Here is a 21,206-nt window from a genome sequence, read left to right as displayed (position 1 = left end):
AATTGAAGCAATCTTCCTATTTTGAAATTTTTCAATTCTCAGGATATTCTGCTCCAATTGACCGCAGATTTTTTCTGTTGTCGTACCTGTCTTAGGATAGGAGCATTTTCGGGTTGAGAAAGATTGGGATCATTTGCCAGAATTTGTTGGGCTGCATCTCTGGCCAAAGTCAAAATGGGCGCATCCTTACTCAAGTCAGCAATCAACAAATCTGTGATCCCGCTTTGCTGAGTGCCCATCAGATCTCCGGGACCGCGTAGTTTCAAGTCAACATCCGCGATTTCGAAACCATCATTGGTTCTCACCATCGTCTCCAACCGTACCCTGGAGTCCTTGCTCAGTTCATATTTGCTCATCAGAATGCAATAGCTTTGCTCTGCACCCCTTCCTACCCGACCTCGCAGCTGATGAAGTTGTGATAGGCCAAATCGTTCCGCATTTTCAATGACCATGACGGATGCATTGGGAACATTTACTCCAACTTCGATGACTGTGGTAGCTATCATGATTTTGGTTTCCCCTTTGACAAAACGCTGCATTTCATAGTCCTTTGCATCGGCTTTCATCGCTCCGTGCACAATGCTCAAAGGATAATTGGGGAATGCTCGGGCAATACTTTCATATCCATCCATCAGGTTTTTGAGATTGAGCTTTTCAGACTCCTCGATCAGCGGATAGACGATGTAAACTTGCCGTCCTTTTTGAACTTCTTGATTGATAAAACCAAAGACTTTTAACCGGTCTTTGTCATAGCGATGAACCGTCTGAATTGGTTTTCTTCCTGCAGGCAATTCATCGATGACAGATACGTCCAAGTCTCCGTAAAGCGTCATAGCTAAAGTTCTGGGGATAGGTGTGGCCGTCATGACTAGGACATGAGGATAGAAATTTTCATTCTTTGCCCAAAGTTTGGCACGCTGCGCTACTCCAAAACGATGCTGTTCATCGACTATGGCCAAACCCAAATTTTGAAACTGAACCACATCTTCCAATAGGGCATGTGTACCAATCAGGATTTTGAGCTCACCAGATTCCAAGCCTTCGTGAATTCCTTTTCGAGCGGATTTTTTTACTGAACCAGTAAGTAGGGCAATCGAAATTCCCATCATATCCGCATACTCTTTCAGGCCCTCGAAGTGCTGATTGGCCAAAATCTCCGTAGGAGCCATCAAGCATGCTTGTGCCCCCGAACTAATCGCAATCAGCATGCAGATAAAGGCTACCATTGTTTTACCACTCCCTACATCGCCTTGAATCAAGCGATTCATTTGCTTCCCAGACTTCATGTCCTGATAGGCTTCGCGAATTACTCTTTTCTGTGCACCGGTAAGTTCAAAAGGGATATGATTTTCGTAGAAATCCTTCAGTAATTCGGTGTTTTCCAAAAGCTGACCACGATACTTTTCCGTTCGGGTCACTTTCATCTTGAGTAGGCGGAGCTGAAGAAAAAAGAACTCCTCAAATTTCAGTCTTTTTCTTGCGCGCTGCAGTCGGGCAGGGTCTGTGGGAAAGTGAATTTCCCGGACCGCATCCTGTTTACCAATCAATTGGTATTGCTGGAGAAGATCTTGAGGCAGTGTCTCCTGAATGTGCGGCAAGCATACTTGGATCAACTGCTCCATGATTTTTGAGATGCCACGGGAATCCAAGAACCGAGCGCGCAACTTCTCGGTAGTGGAATAGACAGGCTGAAAACTGTTTCGCTTCTCGGCTGATTGGCTCAAAGGCTCCATTTCCGGATGGGCTATACTCCATTTTCGACCAAACTGGGCAGGCTTTCCAAAGAAAATATAGACAGCACCGGGTGGAAGTTTTTTCTGAATCCATTGGATTCCCTTAAACCAGGTCATTTCCATCTCGCCGGTTTCGTCTGCTACATGCGCCACAAGCCGCCTTTTCCCTGTTCCCACGAGTTCCATTCGCATGACTTTGGCGATAATCTGGACATTTTCTAAGTCCTGATGCAGGTCCCGGATTTTAAAAAACTTGCTTCTGTCCTCGTAGCGGAAAGGATAGTGCTGCACCAAATCCCCATAGGTGAATATCCCCAACTCTTGATTGAGCAGAGCGGCCTTTTGTGGGCCTACTCCTTTGAGAAACTCTATTTTGGTATCAAAAAAACGGGACAATGATGAATATTTTTTGCGGCTAGGCAATTTAGCCCCGCATGGAAATTAATTGCAAGTTTTGTCAGTATTTGTCTTACAGAGAGGAATGATTCGAAGCCTTAATCCATAGGTTTCTTAAAAGCTCTCGCTTGGATTGAAGATCTCGTAATAAAATGGATTGATTTTTTGCCCGATGAAGGTTTTGCTCGGGATAGTTGACCCGATAGTAGATATTTCCTTGAAGGTGATCGGTGAAAAAGCGAAGCCCCATCATGCAAGTCATCACCTCTCCTCCCAGAAGTAGCGATTCCCTTTCCTCTTTCTCAACCAAATTTCCCAATCCCGACAAGTAGCCCTCCATCAATGCTTCAAAAACCGATTCGTCCAGACGCAAATTTTCCCAATCCGTGCTAATTTCTGTTTGAGTACAGGCAACGGTACGCACAAGATCTCCAAAATCATAAAGTAAGTAACCCGGCATGACAGTATCTAAATCGATAAGTGCTTTCACTCGATCTAGACTTTCTGAAAAGATTAGATTATTGATTTTGGTATCATTGTGGGTGAGCCGAAGCGGTAGTTTTTGGGTTGTTTCCTTATAGTTTTCAATAAGTGGTTTTTGGTTTAGGTAAAACCTCAGTATGCTTTCCTCCTCGGAATCAAGTTTTCGCTCCATTCCGGAAGCAACCGCACAAAAGCACTCAAAGCGAAGGTCAAGCCGATGAAAATCCGGGATGGTTTCTTTCAATATGTCAACCTTCAATTCTGTACCTGCTTTAGAAAACTCAGCAAAAGCGCTTGCAGCAATTCGTGCTTGATCCTTAGAGGAAATTTGCTCCAATGTCTGGCCTTTTACAAAAGGAAATACTCGCCAATTTTTCCCATCGACTGAACTTAGTTGTTTTCCGCTTTCATTCAGGAGTGGAAGAGGCAATTCATAGGGCAGTTTATCTGCAATTTGTTTTGTAAAAAGTTGCTCTAGGTTAAAGGCAATCCGGTCTGGATATTGGAAAACTTCCTGATTGAAGCCTTGCAGGACGTATTTGCCATTTGGACTTTCTATCAAAAATGTTTCATGAATAAGCCCTGCCCCCAGAGGCATGATTTGACATGCATCTAGATCTTCAAAAAATTCATATTGCCTCAAGACCGGGCTTAGTTTCTCTAAGTTCATAGCCAAAAGTAGGCAGATTTTTTTCTTCGAGGAAAATGAAAAAGACTGCCTTAAAAGCGATGAATAGGAAAAATGTCAATCGCTATTAAAGCAGCCTTAGAAAGAAGCTATGATAAATTCCGGTTAATTCTGATATACTCTTACAACACCATCTCCTTCAGAGCTGACAACCAAGGTTGCTTTGCCATTTGGACTATCTCCGGCGGAGATAAACAATACACCCTCTGGAGCATCTCCAGTTTCTAGGATTTGCACCAAATTGACGCCGCCTATTCCTCGGAGTTCGTAAACCGCTACAGCATCTGCACGCTCTAGGCCTACAAAAAGATAAGTTCTTCCTCTATCGACGCCGATCTCTACGGATTCCGGTTCTACTCCTTTATTGTCACTTCGACCATCATCATAGAACGCAGGGTTGGTGGCAATAACATCTTTTTCTAGCTTGTTGTAATCATTCAAACGAACTCCTCTGCTAGTATTCCAAATGGTGAAAGAACGACCGCCAAATCCAAAGATTTCATCAAGGTCTCCATCTCCATCCTTGTCTCCCGCTATGGTGGTGATGGTGTATCGACCCATATTTTCATCTTCCTGGAGGAAAGCCGCATTAGGAAAAGCAGTTGGGTCAAGAGTAACATCCTTCAATCTTTCTTCTTCAGAAAAACCATCATAATCCCGCGCATCACCCTCATTTGCGGTGATAAAAAACTCTGCATTTCCGACAGTGTAGGAGACGATTGCATCCGGATGATAATAGGCTGACATAGGCCAGTTTTGGAGGTTGATTCCTCCATCTCTATCACTTAAGTCAACTTCATTTCCTCTTCTCGAATGATCTTTCACACCAAGTGGAAAAATATCTACGATGGTTTTGGAGTTTAGATCCACTTTTGCGACTCCATTGTTTTCTTGTAAGGTTACATAAGCAAATTGGGACTTTGAGTCGATGGCTACATATTCCGGCTCAGTATCCTGTGCCAAAGTTGCATTTGGACCAAATACACGATAGCCTTTTGCCATTAAAGAAGCCTTTTGTCCTTCAAAAGCTGAAAATCCAGCCGTTTGCACAGAATACCCCATATCCACATCAATGATGGATATTGACCCTTCAGGATCCACTGTATAATCATCATTTGGCTCCCCTTCGTTGGCAGTTACAATGTAGCGTCCATTCGGGCTGAAGGTCACCATATCCGGCAATGCTCCAACAGGAATAATTTGGATAGGATTTGAAAGGTTGGATGTTTCAAAAATAACCACCGAACCATTGTCTGTTTTGGTGAAAGCTTCCATAGCTACAGCCAAAAGGCCATTTTTGGATGCAACTGAATTAACGCCCCCTCCATAAATTGACATATCGATTGATCCAATCAATAAGAGGCTTGAAGGATCGGAGAAGTCAACGATATCTACTTTTGTGGAACCACTGTTGTTTACCACAAAAAGCTGATTGGTTGAAGGATCAAAAGTAGAAATCTCTGCCGCAGCTTCTCCACCGATATCAATTTGAGATACTTCAGCAAAATTTATTCGGGTAGGAACACCTCGTCCACCTCGATCAAAACAAGAAGCCATTGTGCTAATTACAACAGCAAGTACAAGTAGTTTTTTCATGATTAATAAAAGTTTATGGTTTAAATATCATTTTGAAAAATACTACAAGGAAATATGTTAAGTCCTGATTTTCAGGTTAATAAAAAATTAATATTACTCGTTTTTTTAAATTTAATATCATGAAAAGTTAATGATTGCTTAAAGGTCCATTCTCCTATAATCTGAAATTTCTGTAAGAGTAAACCCTGATTAATTAATAGTTTTTAAAATTTATTAAAAAAGTCTAAAGCTGTTTGGGTAAAAATTTGTTTATTGGAAAAAATTTTCCCAGAAACCTATGAATATCACCGCTATTGATTGGGCCATCATCGCAGCCTTTTTCATAATCTCGCTTCTGATCGGAATTTTCACTTCAAAGAAAGCAGGCTCTTCTGCCAAGGAATTCTTCCTTTCGGGTAGAAATATGCCTTGGTGGCTTTTGGGGGTGAGTATGGTGGCGACGACTTTCTCTGCAGACACGCCCAATTTGGTCACGGATATAGTTCGTAAAAATGGTGTTAGTGGTAACTGGGCCTGGTGGGCATTTTTGCTTACAGGTATGTTGACAGTTTTCGTCTATGCCAAGCTTTGGAGACGTTCTGAGGTCACGACTGATCTGGAGTTTTACGAATTGCGGTATTCAGGTAAGGGAGCGGCCTTTCTACGTGCTTTTCGGGCGATTTACCTAGGAGTCTTCTTCAATGTGGTCATCATGGCTACGGTTTCCCTGGCAGCAATTAAAATCGGGGGAGTCATGCTGGGTCTTTCTCCTGTGCAGACGCTTTTGATGGCATCTGTGGTGACAGTAATCTATAGCTCTTTAGGTGGGTTGAAAGGGGTCTTGTTGACAGACTTTTTCCAGTTTTTCATAGCAATTATCGGCTCCTTTGGGGCGGCTTATTTCATCCTGGACCTTCCTGAGGTTGGAGGCCTACAGAATTTACTCAGCCACCCGAATGTCTCGGACAAATTGGACTTTGTGCCTGATTTTGATGATCCCAATGTCTATATCCCGCTTTTCATCCTTCCTATTGCCATCCAATGGTGGGCGACTTGGTATCCTGGAGCGGAGCCAGGTGGAGGGGGATATATCGCTCAGCGAATGCTCTCTGCGAAGGATGAAAAAAATGCAGTTGGTGCTACCTTGTTTTTCAATATTGCACATTACGCACTTCGTCCTTGGCCTTGGATTATTATTGCACTTTCTTCATTGATCGTCTTCCCAAATATCTCCGATATGCAGGCTGCTTTCCCGGATGTAGCTGTGGACAAGCTTGGAGATGACTTAGGTTATCCGGCTATGCTGACCTATCTGCCGACGGGCTTAATTGGGATTGTGCTCGCATCGCTAATTGCGGCGGTGATGTCCACTTTGTCTACGCATTTGAATTGGGGTTCCTCCTATATCGTAAATGACTTTTACCTGCGATTTGTCAAGCCTGAGGCCTCGGACAAAGAGTTGGTAGCCGTGGGTAGGATTTCTACCGTCAGCTTGATGGTTTTATCAGCTTTCCTAGCTCTAGCACTTTCTTCTGCATTGGGAGCATTTAATATTCTCCTGCAGATAGGTGCTGGAACAGGCCTTATCTTTATTCTTCGGTGGTTTTGGTGGAGAATCAATGCTTACACAGAGATTTCAGCTATGGCTATTTCCTTTGTGGTTGCCATTTTCTTTGAGGTGATCAATCCAAATCTAGGTTTGATTGACATTCCAGATAATCAGGCTTATTTGAAGTTGGTATACTCCGTATCTATCACGACTGTGGGGTGGTTGTTGGTGACCTTTTTGACCCAACCGGAAAAGGATGAGATTCTTCTGAAATTCTACAGAAAAGTGCATCCAGCAGCTTTTGGCTGGAAAAAAGTGCTTGATCGCTATCCGGAAGAAAAGCAGGATATGGGTCAGCTTCCAAAGGAAATAGGTTTGATGCTGATAGGATCGATTATGATTTATTCTGCCCTATTTGCTACCGGGTTTTGGCTTTATGGCGAATCCGTAAATGCCATGATCGCAACCCTAATTTCAGTGATAAGTGGTGGTATTGTGCTCTTGTCTTGGAAAAACCTGCGTTAATCTTCAAACTTTACCGTATTCATCAAATTCGCTAAATCGATTTTAATGTACTCGATTAAAGGCGAAAGTGAGTCGTTTTTCATCGCTGTTTGGAAATACAAGGCACCTCTGAGGAAATGCTCAGTGGAGTCAGTGACAAAAAACTGGAATTGGGTTGGAACCTCGCCCTTGAGTTCAGCGACGACGCCAGTATAGCCATTTGGTGTTCGAAGGATAGACTCTTCTATTCCGTAGGCTTTGATTTGGTGCTTGGCAGTAAGCTTGAAAGCATCTTCCGAAAGGGATCGAAAATCAGCCTTTCCGTCGATGTTTTTGTAGGTCAAATGTACCTTGGCATCAAAATCCGTATAGTTGAGATTGATCCAATTTTTTTCCTGAAGATTGAAAGAATCCGGCTCCACTTTACTGTGAACCGAATAATCAAAGGTGTAAGCATAATCACCGTTCAATTTCTGATAAAGATGTTCAGGAAGATCGATCCGGTTGTACCCTTTGGGTTTCGGCAGGAAGGTGTTTTCACAGCCCGTCAGGAAAATCGGGAAAATAAGGGTGAACAGCAGTTTCCTCATCTGGTAAAATTAGCCCTTTGTGTTTGATTTCCACGGTGAATCATGGAACTTTAACATCTAACCAAGCCAGTACGAAAATGAAAAATCATTTTAAGTTTCCGTTTTTATCCCTTGCCGCCTTTTTGATTTTAGGATTTTCCTCCTCTCTTCAGGCACAAACGACCATGGAGGAATTCATGTCCAAGTGGAATAATAGTAAGCAGTTTACCATTGATGTGCTCAATGCGATGCCAGACGATGGGATGGATTACAAAACCGACCCTGAGGCGATGAGCTTTAAGGAACAAATTCATCACATCGGAACAGCGATCGTTGGAATCTCACAAGGATTTCTGATGGGAAAGGATCCCGGGTTTTCAATTGATTTGGCAACTGCCAGCAAAGCAGATTTGGCAGATTACATTGCTAAATGCTATGATTATGGCGCATCTACGATTCAGGCTCTTCCTGCGGATAAAGCAGGGGAAGTCATCGAAGTCTTTGGAAATAATGTAAGCAGAAGACAGGTGATGGCTCTCCTGATGGATCACAGCACCCATCACAGGGGCTCTGCGATAGCCTATCTTCGGGCAAATGGCGCGCAACCACCGGCATTTGTAGGATTTTAAAAAAAATAACCGCTGAGTTTTTCAGCGGTTATTTTTTATTCTCTAATCCATCCGACCTTGTCGGCAATGGGTTCTCTTTTGCCAGTGGGCCAGCGATCGCTAGCAGGCTTAGCCACGTAGAAAAAGCCCATCAGCATATCTTCACCTTCTAATCCAAAATCTTCCCGGGCTTCCTCCCAGAAAGTAGGACCTCCTGTACCCCAATAGGCAGCTAGTCCATGCGCTGAGGCAGTTAGATACATGTTTTGAACAGCCATCGCGGTAGCAGCAATCTCTTCCATCAGTGGTAGTCCAGAACTCTCAGTTCGCTTCATCAAGATGGCGATAACGTGGGATGCTTTGGTTGGATTTTCTTTAAACTTATTATAAGTCGCTTCAATGAACGGAGTACCATTTTTCTCAGCGCGCTTTTTGTAAAGCTCTGCCTGGTAATCCGCGAATTTTTTCAGCCCGGCTCCAGTGTAAACAATAAATCTCCAAGGCTGGGTCAACTTATGCGTAGGTGCCCAATTGGCATTTTCGAGCATTTCTTCGATGATGGCATCATCGACAGGATCATTTTCCTTAAACTGTGCCACAAACATGGATCTACGTCCACGAATGATTTTATTAACTTCTTCTACGTTGAAATTTGGTTTTTCCATTTGTTAGACTGCTTTAGCGGTTTCCATTTTGTTGATAATCTCCTCGTAGTCCAATCGGTTCCAATTTTCAGTAATTAATGGATCTGCCATCACTTGGCGCATGATTGAATCTTGTAATTGACCCTGAGCATAGGCCTCAGAGTAGCTCATATCGGAGAAAGTCACCATGGAATAAAGTGGCACCCAATCCTTCGGATATAGCTCGTTCAGCTTTGTTTCGATCTTTTTCCGAATCAGAAATTTGGGGTCTGCAACAGTGTCCCGCATTTCAACGAAGTTTTCCATTGCCAATTGGCAGATGGCGTCGGTATCAGGCTTTCTGGTTTTCTGGAATTTCTCAAAAACCAAATCCCAAGAGTTGTGACCGTATTTATTGATCAAGCCATTTAACACACGACAATCTTCAAAGCCACAATTCATCCCCTGTCCGTAAAATGGTACCATGGCGTGAGAGGCATCCCCAATCAAAAGGCTATGGCCCTGTACCCATGGATAGCATTCGACATTGATCAGCGCAGAAGTGGGGTTTTTAAAATATTCTTCCGTCAAGTCTGGCATCAATTCGTATGCGTCAGGGAAGAAAGCTTTAAAAACGGATTTTAGATCTCCTGCATCGTTTATTTTGTCAAAGCAAACCTTAGTGCCTTCAAAAGGTAAAAACAGCGTGCAAGTGAAGGATTTATCCGGATTTGGGAGCGCGATAAGCATGAATTTTCCCCGAGGCCAAATGTGAAGCGCGTTGGGATCCATGGCAAATTCTCCATCCGCAGTAGCAGGTATAGTCAGTTCCTTGTAGCCATGGCTAATGTATTCTTGTCTATAATTGAATCGAATCTGCTTTTGCATTGACATCCGCAGGGAGGAATAGGCCCCATCAGCCCCAATAATCACAGGAGCTTCTTTTTTGAAATTTCCTTCAGGTCCAGAAAAATGAATAGTCTGATCTCTGAAATCCACTTCCTCACACTTATGGTCAAAGAGCATCTCAACTCCCAGATTTTCTGCCTCCTCCACCAAAAGTTGATTGAATTTGCCTCGAGATATAGAGTAGATGGCTTGGCCTTCTTTTCCGTAAGGGATCAAAGAGGTTCCACCATGTTCATCGTGAATTCTTCGCCCATACATGGGAATTGCAAGGGGTATTACCCGATCCTTGAGACCTACCTCTTCGAGGCTTTTCCATCCTCGATGGCTTAGCGCCATATTGATGGAGCGACCACCTTCGTATCGCTTGCTTTTCCGCATATCAGGTCTCTTGTCATAGATTTTGACAGGAAGGCCTTGCTTTCGGAGGTATATACTCATCAGGGTTCCGATCAGTCCGGCACCCAGGATGGTTATTTCTTCTTTTTTCATTTTGGAAAGATTTCCTTCGCTCTTTTAAGCGAATTTATTGAGGGATTGTTCCAAAATCTTTGCGAATCGAAACACATCCATGAAGCTGTTATACAGTGGAGTAGGAGCAAGACGAATGACATTGGGGTTGCGCCAGTCTCCCACTACACCATGCTGATACCACTCATCGAAGACGGCTTTCCCGCCTTGATGAATCAGCAAAGATAACTGACAGCCGCGTTCACTTGGGTTTTCTGGGGTTATAATTTCCAAAATCCCTGATTCTCCGCTGATTTCACGGATCAAAAATTCCAAGTATCCAGTCAAAAGCTCACTCTTTTTTCTCAGGTTTTTGATTCCTGCTTCATGGAAAATATCCAAGGAAGCCTGATGAGCAGCCAAGGCCAACACATTGGAATTGGCCAATTGCCAGCCATCTGCCCCAAACATGGGAATGAAGCCTTTCTCCATTAAAAACCGTTGTGCCTCATCATGGCCCCACCATCCTGCAAATCGAGGGAGGTCAGGCCGCTCGGCATATTTTTCATGAATATAGATGCCTGAGACATTACCAGGACCGGAATTGAGGTATTTGTAACTGCACCAAGTAGCGAAATCCACCTCCCAATCATGAAGGGATAGCGGAGCATTTCCAGCAGCATGCGCCAGGTCAAAACCTGCCAGTGCCCCTACCTCGTGAGCTGCTTTGGTGATGGCCTTCATGTCAAAAAGCTGTCCGGAGTAGTATTGAAGTCCCGCCATGTTGACCAAGGCAAGTTCTTTTCCGTGTCGCTTGATCTCCGCCACAATATCTTCCGTTCTCAGCGTATGCTCCCCTTCTCTGGGTTTAATTTCGATGATGGTAGTTTCCGGGTCTAATCCATGCCACTTGACTTGACTTTCCAGCATGTACTGATCGGAGGGAAATGCTCCAGCCTCAATCAGAATCTTGTATCGCTCTTTTGTGGGCTGATAAAAAGTCACCATTAATAAGTGGAGGTTGACCGTGAGATTATTCATCGCCACTACCTCATGCTCCTGCGCTCCAAGTATTTCTGCCAATGCTGGTTTGGACTTTTTGCGAATGTGATACCAGGCATCTTCTCCGTGAAAATGACCGTCTACTGCCATTTCAGCCCAGTTATTCAATTCCTTATTCAGGTAATCTTTCACAGATTTTGGCTGAAGCCCTAACGAATTACCACAGAAATAAAGTGCCTCCTGACCATTGACTTTCGGAAAGAAAAAGTGCTCTCTGAATTTTCGAAGTGGATCATTTTGATCCATTTCTTGAGCGAAAGCTTCAGTATATGAATAGGAAAGTGTTTTCATCTGTTAATTTTTAATTTTTATTGGTCAGATGGAATCTTTGACGATTAATATCATCATTTCTCTGTTTGTTTAATGATGATTTTAATCGTGTCGATTTCATGGGAAAAAGAAGATAGGATTAGAGAGTTTTTGAAAGGAAAAGGTTTACTTCTCCATGTAAGTACCGCATTTTTTGCAAGTCCTTAATTCATCATTACTCCAAAAGCGCTCCATAATCGGAGGTAGTTGATTGACAATGTCGGTAAGCTCGACATATTCTTCGTGAAGTTTGTGATTGCACTTTTCGCAAAACCATAGGAATCCGTCCTTCTCACCCGGTCTGCGATATCGCTCCATGACAAGACCGACCGTATTGGCAGGTCGTTGTGGAGAATGAGGAATCCGTGGAGGCAAAAGAAAGATGTCCCCCTCCTTGATAGAAATATCCTTGGGTTTGCCATCTTCGATGACTTTCAGCACAATGTCACCTTCCAATTGGTAGAAGAATTCCTCCCCTTCCTCATAGTGATAGTCTTTTCTGGCATTGGGACCACCGACTACCATAACGATAAAGTCATCATTTCCCTTGTAAACTTGCTGATTTCCCACGGGCGGCTTAAGCAAGTGTCGGTTGTCGTCAATCCATTTTTTGAAATTAAAGGGGGAAGAGAGTGCCATAGTTTTGTTTTAAGGTCATTGAAACTCTAACTCATCAAGGGGCTAAAAGTATTAAAAAACACGCATTTTTTTGATTTACTTTGCTTCAAACCCAAATCCCATGCATCTACCGATTTTTGACCTTCATTGTGATTTGCTATCCTACTTGGCGAAGATTCCCGGAGCAAGCCCCTCCAATGAAAGTGATATTGCCTGTGCTTTACCTTGGCTGCGCAAAGGCAATGTTCACCTTCAGGTTTTAGCAATTTACACCGATGTGCGACCGGGTTCCATGGATTTGGCGCTAAAGCAAGCAGAAATATTCCAATCGCTAATTGATGAAGAAGCTTTTTCCGCATTTCAAGCGCAAAGTTGGAAATCTTCCGGTCCAATTGCAGCCCTTGCCTCCATTGAGAATGCAGCTGGCTTGGGGGAGGAAAATTCATCATGGGAAGCCATAGAGCGACAACTCGAGGAGATTCTATCCAAAGTTGGACGTTTGGCATATGTGAGTTTGACTCACCATACCGAAAATCGATTTGGTGGAGGAAATTACACCGAGGGAATCGGCCTAAAAGATGACGGGCGGAGATTGCTCGACCTTTTGATCGAGAGAAATATCCCCATCGATCTTTCTCATAGTTCTGACCTCCTGGCAGAGGGGATTTTGAATCATATCGATCAGCATCAGCCACAGTCCCCTATCATTGCTAGCCATTCAAACTATCGAGCCATTTGGGATCATGTACGGAATCTGAGTGATGAATTTGCACAGGAAATTATTCGTCGAAAAGGGATCATTGGGGTTAATTTTCTACGGGCATTCTTAGATAATGACGTTCCAGAGCGGCTTTTTGAGCACATTTTGCACGGCTTTCAGATCGGAGGAGAAAATGCGCAGAGTTTTGGAGCAGACTACTTTTATACTCAGGATTTTCCGGATAAAAGTCGACATCCTTTCTACTTTCCCCTTGCCGAAAATGCCTCTAAGTATCCTGAAATTTTGGAGGCCTTGGCTGAAAATCTCTCTGCCGAGCAATTGGAAAAACTCGCCTACAAAAATGTTCTTCACTTCTATCAAAACCTCTTCAGCTAATGTCTTCACATCATTTCGTCAAAGAGCAACAGGAACCCGCCTTGGTGATTTTGGACCTTCAGGACTTTTCTTGGGAACGGCTTTCCGGACTTCTTGAGTGGGTGCCTACCGTCTTGGTAGCTGAGGAGGCGGTTGACCAAGTGCTGTCCTGGGGCATCAAAATCGATGTCATTATCAGTTCAGAGCGCTTTCGAAATGAAAATACTCAGCTATTGGAGGAGCAGTACCCGCTTCGGTTTTTGGTAAGTCAATCAGGTGAACATATGAAGGAAGCATTGCACTATTTGCTTGCCTCGGATCACAAAGCGGCTCATTTGATCGGTTTTTCCAGACAGGATTCCAAGCAGTTGGATGAATTTCTGGACATAATGGATTTGACTCTATTTGATGAGGGAAGGAAATATTATCCCGTACAGGGAGGAAGTTTCAAAAAGTGGTTTCCAGCGACGACGGTGGAGATCTTTGGTCCCAATGGCCTTCCTGTTCAAATCAGAAACTCTGAAATGGATATGATTTTGCCCTTGGAATTTGTCACTCAAATAGAATTGCCTGAGGGATTTACTGAATTCTCAGCTGCAACTTTAATTTGGATTGGAGAAGAAGTCTGATCAATTAAAGAGTGTCGGAAAGCTTCTGACATAGCTGTTCCAAATATGCTTGATCCACTTCATCAAAATCATTCAGCTGATCGCTATCTACGTCTAAGACCATTTTAACTTCTCCGCTTTTCAGAACAGGAACCACGATCTCCGAACGACTAGCTGAGCTACAGGCAATATGTCCTGGAAAAGCATCCACATCAGGAACTAATTGCGTTTTTCCTTCTTTCCAGGCAGTTCCGCAGACTCCTTTTCCAAAAGCAATTCTTGTACATGCGATAGGTCCTTGGAATGGTCCCAATACAAGCTGTTCCTCTTTCACGAGATAGAAACCTACCCAAAAGAAGTCGAAGCCCTGCTTGAGTACTGCAGAGATATTGGCCAAGTTGGCATAGAGATCAGGCTCTCCCGAAATCAGCGCTTCGATCTGTGGAAGAATGGCTTCGTATTTTTCGGCCTTGCTGGCTTCGGTAGGGATAAATAGATTTTCAGACATGGAAATAATAGGACAAAAGGTCTTCCTGAATCGAAATTTGCCGGTCGGGATTTTGGTGCATTTTTGGTGCCTCTATTCCTTCCCCAAATCTTGATGATCCTGTAAACACCCGAGCCTCGTCCCAAAGTTCGGCATCCAGGAAATTTTTTAATACAAAAGCTCCACCTTCTACGATCACACTCTGGATTTTTCTTTTTTGTAGGTCAGCCAAAATTTCTTTGGGGTGAAAATTTGGTGTAAGCTTTACAAACTCGAGGTTTTGGTCCTGCTCATTTTTAAGCAGGTTATAGCAGATGGTCGGGATACTTTGGTCAAAAATTTTCAAGTGAGGGTCTAGGCGGAGTTGGGGGTCAATGACAAGCCGGATAGGATCTTTTCCGCTCCAGTCACGAACATTTAAGCTGGGGTTGTCATAGTAGGCTGTATTTTTTCCTACCAAAATAGCATCTTCTTCAGCCCGCCATCTGTGGACAAATTGCCGGCTGATAGGATTGGAGATCCATTTGGAGGAGAAATCCTTTCTGGCGACAAAACCGTCAGAAGTTTGTGCCCATTTCAAGATTACGTAGGGACGATTTTTTTCGATCTGGGTAAAAAACCGTCGATTTTGCCATCGGGCCTCTGCTTCCAAAAGTCCGGTTTCTACCTCGATTCCTGCACTTTTGAGAATTTCTATCCCTTTGCCACCGACCAATGGATTAGAATCCATGGCGGCAATCACGACTTTTTTTACTCGTTTCTCTACCAGCAGATTGGCACAGGGAGGCGTTTTACCGTAATGGGCACAAGGCTCCAAGGTGACATAGACGGTTGCTTCGGAAAGTAAGTCTTGATTTTTGACAGATTGTATGGCATTGACCTCTGCGTGAGGGTCTCCATATTTTTGATGGTAGCCTTCTCCGATGATCCGGTCATGATGCACGATCACACATCCCACGAGTGGGTTGGGACTGACTGTGCCAAGTCCTAATTCGGCGAGCTCCAAGGCCCTTCTCATGTAGTTGGCCGGATTTTCCATCAGAGATTCGATCGAAAGTTTATCCTATCCAAAGTCAGTGTTTGACGCAGTCTTACTTCAACACCGCGGATTGTATCTGCCAGAAAGGCTTCATCTTTTGGATCCAGGTATAGATCATATATTCCCGGCTCCAACCTAAAGAGGAATGTCCCAGCGGAATTAGCATGTGTGCTAATGCTATCACCGGCTTGGATGGCGGTGATGGCTGGTCGAAGGGTAGTCGGAGAAAGGCTTCCTTGAATTTCCCCAAATGTCCCAGGCAAAATGGCAGTCACAGCGGGTGTAAGTGCAAAGGCAAAAGGCTCCGTACGAGTCGTCTGTATCGATTTTTCAAGATCAAAATCCAAAATCACATCATAAGAGAGCCCTCCATCCAGATCCAATGTGACAGGAATATTGACAAGTGCCTCTTCGTCTGTAGGAAGTGCAATTGGATACACGTTTTCATTTTCCCATAGCGAATGATCTGTCCCTAATCTCATTTCGAGCTCGATAATTCTACCGGGAGGTAAGGTTCCTCGTCCAAGCAATAAAACTTCGCCGCCCACTAGGTCTGACACACGAACCCGCTTATCTCCCAATTCATAGGGAATAAAAAATGATTGCTCCTCGGTATCCCTTCCTTCTACATTCATGCGGACATCCACCCCCAAAATTTCTATAAAAACAGAATCATAGGCAGGAGGCGCATCTACCAAGACCAAATTGAGCAATGCTCTTGGCTCATCGGAAAGGTCAGAGCAGGAATAAGAAAAGGAGATGGCTAGAATGCCGATAATCGAACGCAGTAGATTTCGCACAGGACAAAGTTAGTTCAAATCTTCGCTTCCCGGCAAGTGCCCAAAAAGAACTTATGATTCAATCAAATAAAAAAGTCCGACTGAGAACATCCCAATCGGACTTTACAACCAAATCAACTACAACCTATTACATTTTTGGTAGGACAACGCTGTCTACAGAATGGATTACTCCATTTGACTGCCACACGTCTGCGATCGTTACTTTGGACTGCCCACCATTTTCATCGGTGATGTACAGATCTTTACCTTTCATCCAAGCAGTCAGGGTACCTCCTTGCACGGTAGTCAATACCGCTTTTCCATTTCCTTTTTTGATTGCCGCAGCGATATCTTTTGATCCCATCTTTCCAGCTACTACATGATAGGTCAAGACAGCTGTCAATTGGCCCTTGTTTTCTGGCTTTAGTAAGGTTTCTACCGTTCCAGAAGGTAGCTTTTCAAAAGCTGAATTTTCAGGAGCAAATACGGTGAATGGTCCTTTTCCCTGTAATGTTTCTACCAGTCCGGCAGCTTTTACGGCTGCCACAAGCGTGGTGTGATCAGCAGAGTTCACTGCATTTTCCACGATATTTTTAGAAGGGTACATAGGGGCTCCGCCTACTTCGACGGTTTTTTCCATTTGAGCAAAAGCCAAGTTTGCACTGAGGAATACAAATGCTAAAAGCGCTGTTTTTAAGAAATTTTTCATAATTGATGATGTTTTTTTTGATTTGGAAGGAATTACGAGGCCCGTAAATCTTTTGGATCGATGAGGAGGAGATTTTTTTGAAATAAGCGAAAGAATATTCCCGCAATTCGGAAGATGTTAAAAATGAATTACCTTGAATTCTGCTCAAAAAGCTAAAAATTGTAGCTTTGTGCCTTTAGAATAAATTTCCATGAATCAGGACAAAATAGTAGCCATCAAAGAAGCGATAGCTCAGGCTAGAGCCAAGAATAAAGAAGAACTGGAAGCTTTTCGGATGAAATTCATTTCCAAGAAAAGCGTCGTGGGCGAACTTTTTGCTGAAATGGGCAAAATCCCTAATGAAAAGAAGCGCGAATATGGGCAGCTGATCAACGGGGTCAAGCAGGCGGCTGAAGCAAAATTTCAGGAGCTTATAGATCGGGTCAATGAGTCCTCAAAAAAGTCTAAGTCTGCTGATTTGGATCTTACCTTGCCGCCCTCTAATCAATCCGTAGGGGGAATTCATCCACTTACGGCTACAAGACAACGAATAATTGAGATTTTCGAACGTATCGGTTTCAACCTTTCGGAAGGTCCTGAAATCGAAGACGATTGGCATAACTTCACCGCGCTGAATTTCCCGGAGAACCATCCGGCAAGGGAAATGCAGGATACCTTTTTCATCGAAAAAAACCCGGATATCGCGCTGCGAACTCATACTTCCTCCGTGCAGGTGCGGGTGATGGAAAATCAAAAGCCACCGATTCGTACGCTTTCTCCGGGGAGAGTGTATCGCAATGAAGCCATCTCTGCTCGAGCACATTGTATTTTCCATCAAGTCGAGGGTTTGTACGTAGATGAGAATGTAGGTTTCTCTGATCTGAAAAACACGCTTTATCACTTTGCCAAGGAGATGTTTGGAAAAGGGACAAAAGTTCGGTTCAGACCATCCTATTTCCCTTTCACAGAACCTAGTGCAGAAATTGATATTTCTTGTCTGCTTTGTGGAGGCAAAGGTTGCAATGTCTGCAAGGGTACTGGTTGGGTCGAAATCGGCGGCTCCGGCATGGTTGATCCTAACGTTTTGGAAAACTGCGGAATCGATTCGAAAAAATATACCGGCTTTGCCTTTGGTATGGGAATCGAGCGGATTGCCATGTTGAAGTATCAAATCAAGGATCTTCGGCTTTTCACTGAAAACGATGTAAGGTTCCTGAGGCAATTCAGACCCCTACTTTAATGTAGCATTTCAAATTATCAAGAACCTCTTCCATATGGAAGAGGTTTTTTTGTGGTTTTTACTTTTTCTGATATGGGATGTATTTCTATGAATCTCCTTTGAAAGGCCTTGTTTATCAGTCAGTAGTGTCATTTTTCAAAAAAAATTGAAAAAATTTTAAAATTTTTTTCACCCTTGATTTTCAGCGCTTTTACATTTTATCACTAGAAAAAAGCTTCATTTATGACCTTTTTTGATAATGGTACAATTTGAAGAAAAATAAGACAATTTTTAGCTGGATTTGATTTACTGGCCATGATAAAAATCACTTGTTCAAAAGAATAAATGATATAAATTTCCATCGAATAGAAGAATATTTAGAATATCATTTTGCTGTATTCGATATACAAAAAATAATATTCTAAAATTTGAAATACAGAAATATCAATTCATAAGGCAAAATAGACCTGTTGAAATCTACATTAATTGAAAAGCTTTAAAACCACATATCATTTCCTAACACTAGCTCTCCTCTTGAGCTTAGTCGTGGTTTCCACCGCCCTTGGACAATATGCCTTTGAAATTCCAAAATCCGAGAATGACCGGATCTTGAGTTTTAACGGAATCCAAGTCGATGTAAGTGGAAAGCTTGCTCTATGTTCACACAGTGAAAAAGGTTCTATCATATTGGACGTGACTGGAGGAGTACCTCCTTATACTTTCCTATGGAACACTAAAGAAACAACTCAAAACAGAGGTAACCTCTTTGCCGGAACATACACAGTTGAGATTACAGATTCTCAAGGATTGAAGCACATTGAAAATATAGTGGTACAGCCTCCATTTCCTTTCATCCTCAATCCAGTCGAAAAAACTGACGCATCTTGCGGTTCTTCTGCTGATGGCTCAGCGAAGATTTCCGTCAAAATCGGTCGTGGTGAGCCATATAAAGTGACTTGGAGCCATGGTCTTCAGGATTCTTGGGAGGCTAATGACTTGAAGCCAGGAACTTATATAGTGACAGTAGCCGATAGATACAATTGTGATGTGTCTATGAGTTTTCAAATCAACTCAAAGGAGGCTGGGATGCAGGTTACTGAATCGGTTGTTGATGCAAGCTGTGCAGGTAAAAATGATGGGTCTATTACCTTGAATGTTTCTGGCGGACAAGCACCATACACTTATACATGGAGTAATGGGGTAAAGTCAAAGGATCTTTCAAATGTATCTGCTGGAGTATACGAAGTACTTATTCAGGATCAAGGAGGATGTACCATGCAGGCTTCTTACAAAGTGGAAGAGCCCAAGTCCATGGAAGTAGAAGCAGAAGTAATCAATCCAAGTTGCTCTTCTGATTCCAATGGTACAATCGATCTAAATGTAATTGGTGGTACTGCGCCTTATACGATTACTTGGAATAATGGGGCCAGTGGAGCGGAATTGAAAAACCTTCCCGCGGGAATTTATTCTGCTAGAATTGTCGATGCTTCTGGTTGTTTTATAGATCAGCAAGTAGAATTGAAAGCTGAATCTGCTTTGAGCCTGGATCTAATTGAGATTACAAATCAAAGCTGTACCGGCGAAGCAGACGGAGCAATAAAAATCGCTCATAAAGGAGGCAAGGGCCAAGTCACCGTGACATGGGCAGATGGAGTATCTGGTGAATTGAACCGAACAGGTTTAGCTGCCGGTACTTATGAAGTAAGCATAACTGATGAGTCGGGATGTGCTATTAGCGGAAGTTATAGTGTATCTCAATCTGAAGCTGTCACTGCTCGAATAGAATCTGCACTAGATGTGAACTGTGAGCAAGGAAGTGTCACCGGTCATGCCTGGGTTTCCATCACAGGAGGCAAGGAGCCTTTCACGATTTCTTGGAGTTCAGGGGAAAAGAACACTCGAGAAATCAACTATTTCCAAGCTGGTGTCGTGGAAGTGACCGTAACTGACGCCACGGGTTGTAGTTCAAATGTTTCTGCAGTTCTTGATTTTCCTTCTCAAATCAATCAAAGTGGAAGATTAGACTTTCAGTACAGAAAGCTTCAAATTACCACAGAGCCTGAGGTATTTATTGATGAAGAAATCCTTTTTGAGAGTCAAATAAGTCCAGAGATAATCGCGTGGGAATGGAGCTTTGGAGACGGTGTTTCTTCCACAGAAAAAGATCCAATCCACGTTTACCAAGACCCAGGGACATACGAAGTGAAACTTACCGGTTATGATATCTTTGGTTGCTCCACCAATGAGGTGAGCAGTGTTCAGGTAATTACCGCTGAAGCGCAGGTAGTGATTCCAAACGCCTTTACTCCAAACGGAGATGGGCTAAACGATACCTTCATCCCTAAAATTAAGAATATCAATTCCTTCACTCTGGAGATTTTCAATACTTGGGGAGAGAAAATGTTCTTCACCAATTCCCCGGAAAGCAAAGGATGGGACGGTACCTATAAAGGTCAACTCCTACCTGCTGGGAACTACCTCTATCGAATCACCTATACCGACCAAGACTCCAACCAAAAGGAGAAAACAGGAGGAGTCACCCTAATCCGATAAATCAGAGTAAGAGAAGAGTTTCCTTTTCTCTTGCTTTGATAATTTTCAGTTGGAGTATTTCTCAGGCTCTAGATAGCTTTTGAACTTTATCCCCTCCAGCTATTGCAAAGCTATTGGCTCCCATCCTGGATAAATAGGTTAATATTTTTTCGCGCTTGTTCTATTCATTCAAGATGGTCAAAGCCTAAATACTTACTAGCTCTTTCCTACACAATTTATGCTTTCGATATTTTTTTGAAGAAAGCATTTAAGTAAATGATACAGCTGATTAAAAACTGATTCTCATTTATTCGGGGCTCTTACAATTTTTTGAGGTGATTTCTTCTATAAAGTAAGATTCCAGACGGGCCGAAAAATTTTATAATATACAGTAAATCAAATGATTTTCTGACTGTTAGGCTGTTTCCAAATTATTTTTTTTAAAAAAATTCAAATTTTTTTTAAGCCTGATTTTCAAGACAATTTCATTTCATATCCAGAAAAAAGTTTCATTTATGACCTTTTTTGATAATGGTATAATTTGAAGAAAAATAAGACAATTTTTAGCTGCATTTCATTTTTTCGAGCCAATTGAAAATGCTTGTTTTAAAGAATAATGTACATATATTTAAATCGAACAAGGCAATTAATAGAATATCATTTTGCTGTATATGATTTACATAAAATAATATTCTAAAAAATGAAA

The 21,206-nt window shown here is 42.8% G+C and carries 18 protein-coding genes; 6 read left to right on the top strand and 12 right to left on the bottom strand.

Features of this window, described 5'->3' with window-relative positions; all coding sequences use genetic code 11:
- Nucleotides 1-38 precede the first annotated feature (38 nt).
- From recG to CDH51_RS11130, 3 genes are all read right to left on the bottom strand, one after another.
- Entirely contained in the window at nt 39-2,129 is a 2,091-nt protein-coding gene (gene recG / locus CDH51_RS11140) for an ATP-dependent DNA helicase RecG (protein ID WP_100629423.1), read from the bottom strand.
- Between the two features lie 73 nt (nt 2,130-2,202).
- Entirely contained in the window at nt 2,203-3,282 is a 1,080-nt protein-coding gene (locus CDH51_RS11135; RefSeq protein WP_100628641.1) for a phosphotransferase enzyme family protein, read from the bottom strand.
- A 123-nt stretch (nt 3,283-3,405) separates the two neighbouring features.
- On the bottom strand, nt 3,406-4,896 hold the full coding sequence (locus CDH51_RS11130) for a choice-of-anchor I family protein (RefSeq protein WP_100628640.1): 1,491 nt from the start codon (nt 4,894-4,896) through the stop codon (nt 3,406-3,408).
- 277 nt (nt 4,897-5,173) lie between these two features.
- Here CDH51_RS11130 and CDH51_RS11125 point away from each other — a divergent pair, with 277 nt between their 5' ends.
- Nucleotides 5,174-6,949 carry a sodium:solute symporter family protein gene (locus CDH51_RS11125; protein ID WP_100628639.1) on the top strand — a complete coding sequence of 592 codons (1,776 nt, stop codon included), beginning with the start codon at nt 5,174-5,176 and terminating at the stop codon, nt 6,947-6,949.
- On the opposite strand, the gene gldD is transcribed toward CDH51_RS11125, so the two are convergent.
- Complete coding sequence (gene gldD, locus CDH51_RS11120; RefSeq protein ID WP_100628638.1) at nt 6,946-7,518, bottom strand: gliding motility lipoprotein GldD; 573 nt, start codon at nt 7,516-7,518, stop codon at nt 6,946-6,948. The two genes, CDH51_RS11125 and gldD, sit on opposite strands and share 4 nt — an antisense overlap.
- Before the next feature lie 77 nt (nt 7,519-7,595).
- Between gldD and CDH51_RS11115 the strand changes: the two genes are divergently transcribed.
- The gene (locus CDH51_RS11115) at nt 7,596-8,126 is read left to right on the top strand and encodes a DinB family protein (protein ID WP_100628637.1); all 531 of its coding nucleotides are present in this window, start codon (nt 7,596-7,598) and stop codon (nt 8,124-8,126) included.
- 35 nt (nt 8,127-8,161) lie between these two features.
- On the opposite strand, the gene CDH51_RS11110 is transcribed toward CDH51_RS11115, so the two are convergent.
- From CDH51_RS11110 to CDH51_RS11095, 4 genes are all read right to left on the bottom strand, one after another.
- Complete coding sequence (locus tag CDH51_RS11110) at nt 8,162-8,770, bottom strand: nitroreductase family protein (RefSeq protein WP_100628636.1); 609 nt, start codon at nt 8,768-8,770, stop codon at nt 8,162-8,164.
- A 3-nt stretch (nt 8,771-8,773) separates the two neighbouring features.
- Nucleotides 8,774-10,126, bottom strand: a complete 1,353-nt coding sequence (locus CDH51_RS11105) for an FAD-dependent oxidoreductase (protein ID WP_100628635.1) — start codon at nt 10,124-10,126, stop codon at nt 8,774-8,776.
- Nucleotides 10,127-10,150: 24 nt separating this feature from the next.
- Nucleotides 10,151-11,437, bottom strand: coding sequence for a kynureninase (kynU, locus tag CDH51_RS11100; RefSeq protein ID WP_100628634.1), 1,287 nt, complete (start codon nt 11,435-11,437; stop codon nt 10,151-10,153).
- A gap of 144 nt (nt 11,438-11,581) precedes the next feature.
- On the bottom strand, nt 11,582-12,094 hold the full coding sequence (locus CDH51_RS11095) for a 3-hydroxyanthranilate 3,4-dioxygenase (RefSeq protein ID WP_100628633.1): 513 nt from the start codon (nt 12,092-12,094) through the stop codon (nt 11,582-11,584).
- 100 nt (nt 12,095-12,194) lie between these two features.
- On the opposite strand from CDH51_RS11095, the gene CDH51_RS11090 reads away from it, so the two are divergent.
- Together CDH51_RS11090 and CDH51_RS11085 are read left to right on the top strand one after the other, a co-directional pair.
- On the top strand, nt 12,195-13,169 hold the full coding sequence (locus CDH51_RS11090) for a dipeptidase (protein WP_100628632.1): 975 nt from the start codon (nt 12,195-12,197) through the stop codon (nt 13,167-13,169).
- A complete protein-coding gene (locus tag CDH51_RS11085) occupies nt 13,169-13,777 on the top strand; it encodes a thiamine pyrophosphokinase (RefSeq protein WP_100628631.1) in 609 nt (202 codons plus the stop codon). Before CDH51_RS11090 ends, CDH51_RS11085 begins: the two co-directional genes overlap by 1 nt.
- Nucleotides 13,778-13,781: 4 nt before the next feature.
- Here CDH51_RS11085 and CDH51_RS11080 read toward each other — a convergent pair whose 3' ends face one another.
- The 4 genes from CDH51_RS11080 to CDH51_RS11065 all read right to left on the bottom strand — a co-directional run bounded on the left by CDH51_RS11080 (nt 13,782) and on the right by CDH51_RS11065 (nt 16,770).
- On the bottom strand, nt 13,782-14,264 hold the full coding sequence (locus tag CDH51_RS11080; protein WP_100628630.1) for a GAF domain-containing protein: 483 nt from the start codon (nt 14,262-14,264) through the stop codon (nt 13,782-13,784).
- Nucleotides 14,257-15,282, bottom strand: coding sequence for a bifunctional diaminohydroxyphosphoribosylaminopyrimidine deaminase/5-amino-6-(5-phosphoribosylamino)uracil reductase RibD (gene ribD / locus CDH51_RS11075; RefSeq protein WP_100628629.1), 1,026 nt, complete (start codon nt 15,280-15,282; stop codon nt 14,257-14,259). Before ribD ends, CDH51_RS11080 begins: the two co-directional genes overlap by 8 nt.
- The gene (locus tag CDH51_RS11070; protein ID WP_100628628.1) at nt 15,282-16,082 is read right to left on the bottom strand and encodes a DUF4382 domain-containing protein; all 801 of its coding nucleotides are present in this window, start codon (nt 16,080-16,082) and stop codon (nt 15,282-15,284) included. The genes ribD and CDH51_RS11070 overlap by 1 nt, the downstream gene beginning before the upstream one ends.
- A 127-nt stretch (nt 16,083-16,209) precedes the next feature.
- Nucleotides 16,210-16,770: a fasciclin domain-containing protein gene (locus tag CDH51_RS11065; RefSeq protein ID WP_100628627.1), complete on the bottom strand. Its 561-nt coding sequence runs from the start codon at nt 16,768-16,770 to the stop codon at nt 16,210-16,212.
- A gap of 190 nt (nt 16,771-16,960) precedes the next feature.
- Here CDH51_RS11065 and CDH51_RS11060 point away from each other — a divergent pair, with 190 nt between their 5' ends.
- A complete protein-coding gene (locus CDH51_RS11060) occupies nt 16,961-17,989 on the top strand; it encodes a phenylalanine--tRNA ligase subunit alpha (protein WP_100628626.1) in 1,029 nt (342 codons plus the stop codon).
- Between the two features lie 465 nt (nt 17,990-18,454).
- Nucleotides 18,455-20,521 (top strand): T9SS type B sorting domain-containing protein, encoded by a 2,067-nt coding sequence (locus CDH51_RS11055; protein WP_100628625.1) that lies wholly within the window; start codon nt 18,455-18,457, stop codon nt 20,519-20,521.
- Nucleotides 20,522-21,206: the final 685 nt, after the last annotated feature.

The sequence above is a fragment of the Algoriphagus formosus genome (assembly GCF_002807035.1).
GTDB classification, from domain to species: Bacteria; Bacteroidota; Bacteroidia; order Cytophagales; family Cyclobacteriaceae; genus Algoriphagus; species Algoriphagus formosus.
This window is presented reverse-complemented; position numbering and strand designations above follow the sequence as displayed.